This window comes from Paenibacillus sp. 2RAB27 (assembly GCF_052115445.1).
In the GTDB taxonomy this organism is placed as follows: Bacteria; Bacillota; Bacilli; order Paenibacillales; family NBRC-103111; genus Paenibacillus_E.
Genome location: NZ_JBFRGR010000086.1, coordinates 1 through 2,736, shown reverse-complemented (window position 1 = coordinate 2,736; position 2,736 = coordinate 1). Strand labels below are relative to the sequence as shown.

At 53.4% G+C, this 2,736-nt stretch carries 1 rRNA gene; it reads right to left on the bottom strand.

Annotated features, from left to right (window positions below):
• Positions 1-2,736 (bottom strand): 23S ribosomal RNA (locus AB4114_RS35655); the annotation flags it as partial.

The following is a 2,736-nucleotide window of genomic DNA, read 5'->3' as shown; positions in this document are numbered from 1 at the left end:
ATGCCTCTGGCGAGACAACTGGTACACCAGCGGTACGTCCATCCCGGTCCTCTCGTACTAAGGACAGCTCCTCTCAAATTTCCTACGCCCGCGACAGATAGGGACCGAACTGTCTCACGACGTTCTGAACCCAGCTCGCGTACCGCTTTAATGGGCGAACAGCCCAACCCTTGGGACCTACTTCAGCCCCAGGATGCGATGAGCCGACATCGAGGTGCCAAACCTCCCCGTCGATGTGGACTCTTGGGGGAGATAAGCCTGTTATCCCCAGGGTAGCTTTTATCCGTTGAGCGATGGCCCTTCCATTCGGTACCACCGGATCACTAAGTCCGACTTTCGTCCCTGCTCGACTTGTAGGTCTCGCAGTCAAGCTCCCTTATGCCTTTGCACTCTGCGAATGATTTCCAACCATTCTGAGGGAACCTTTAAACGCCTCCGTTACATTTTAGGAGGCGACCGCCCCAGTCAAACTGCCCACCTGACACTGTCCCCATACCGGATCACGGTACYAGGTTAGAACTCCGATACGATCAGGGTGGTATCCCAACGATGCCTCCACCCAAGCTGGCGCTCAGGCTTCWWAGGCTCCCACCTATCCTGTACAGATCGTACCAAAGTCCAATATCAAGCTGCAGTAAAGCTCCATGGGGTCTTTCCGTCTTGTCGCGGGTAACCTGCATCTTCACAGGTATTAAAATTTCACCGGATCTCTCGTTGAGACAGCGCCCAAGTCGTTACGCCATTCGTGCGGGTCAGAATTTACCTGACAAGGAATTTCGCTACCTTAGGACCGTTATAGTTACGGCCGCCGTTTACTGGGGCTTCAATTCATAGCTTCGGGTTGCCCCTAACCACTCCTCTTAACCTTCCAGCACCGGGCAGGCGTCAGCCCGTATACTTCGCCTTGCGGCTTCGCACAGACCTGTGTTTTTGCTAAACAGTCGCTTGGGCCTTTTCACTGCGGCCCCCTCGGGCTATTCACCCTACCGAGGCACCCCTTCTCCCGAAGTTACGGGGTCATTTTGCCGAGTTCCTTAACGAGAGTTCTTCCGCGCGCCTTAGAATTCTCTTCTCACCCACCTGTGTCGGTTTGCGGTACGGGCACCTTCGCCTGGCTAGAAGCTTTTCTTGGCAGTGTGAACTCATGACCTTCGGTACTTAMATTTCCCTCCCCATCACAGCCCAGCCTTACGGTTAGCGGATTTGCCTACTAACCAGCCTCACTGCTTGGACGAGCATCCATCAGCTCGCGTCACTATCCTTCTGCGTCACTCCATTGCTCATAACGGCTACGGTGGTACAGGAATTTCCACCTGTTGTCCATCGACTACGCCTTTCGGCCTCGCCTTAGGTCCCGACTTACCCTGAGCGGACGAGCCTTCCTCAGGAACCCTTAGGTTTTCGGCGGATCAGATTCTCACTGATCTTTTCGTTACTTATACCGGCATTCTCACTTGTATGCGCTCCACCTGTCCTTACGGTCAGAATTCAACGTACATACAACGCTCCCCTACCCATGCACAWAMGTGCAAGCCATAGCTTCGGTGGCGTGTTTAGCCCCGTTACATTTTCGGCGCAGAGTCACTCGACCAGTGAGCTATTACGCACTCTTTCAATGGTGGCTGCTTCTAAGCCAACATCCTGGTTGTCTGTGCAACTCCACATCCTTTCCCACTTAACACACACTTGGGGACCTTAGCTGATGGTCTGGGCTGTTTCCCTTTTGACAATGGATCTTAGCACTCACTGTCTGACTCCCGGATTTAAGTTTGTGGCATTCAGAGTTTGACTGGACTTGGTAACCCTTGGCGGGCCCCGCACCCAATCAGTGCTTTACCTCCACAACTCAACATCCGAGGCTAGCCCTAAAGCTATTTCGGGGAGAACCAGCTATCTCCGAGTTCGATTGGAATTTCTCCGCTACCCCCACCTCATCCCCGAATTTTTCAACATTCGTGGGTTCGGGCCTCCAGTGAGTGTTACCTCACCTTCACCCTGGACAGGGGTAGATCACACGGTTTCGGGTCTACGTCCACGTACTMAAGCGCCCTATTCAGACTCGCTTTCGCTGCGGCTCCGYCTYTTCARCTTAACCTCGCACGGGAACGTAACTCGCCGGTTCATTCTACAAAAGGCACGCCATCACCCATATAGAGGGCTCTGACTTTTTGTAAGCACACGGTTTCAGGTTCTTTTTCACTCCGCTTCCGCGGTGCTTTTCACCTTTCCCTCACGGTACTGCTTCACTATCGGTCACTAGGGAGTATTTAGCCTTGGCAGATGGTCCTGCCGGATTCCGACGGGGTTTCACGTGACCCGCCGTACTCAGGATACCTCTAGRRGWTTCGTTYRGTTTGGGCTACAGGGCTTTTACCTTCTATGCCGGACCTTTCCAGATCACTTCGCCTACCAAACTAACCCCATGTCGAGGTCCTACAACCCCAAGGAGCAAGCTCCTTGGTTTGGGCTATTCCGCTTTCGCTCGCCGCTACTGACGGAATCACTTTTGTTTTCTTTTCCTCCAGGTACTTAGATGTTTCAGTTCCCTGGGTCTGCCTCTACAAWAGCTATGTATTCACTATWGAGTAACTGCGCATTACCACAGCTGGGTTCCCCCATTCGGACATCCCCGGATCAAAGCCTGCTTACGGCTCCCCGAGGCATTTCGTCGTTCGCCACGTCCTTCTTCGGCTCCTAGTGCCTAGGCATCCTCCGTGTGCTCTTTCTAGCTTAACC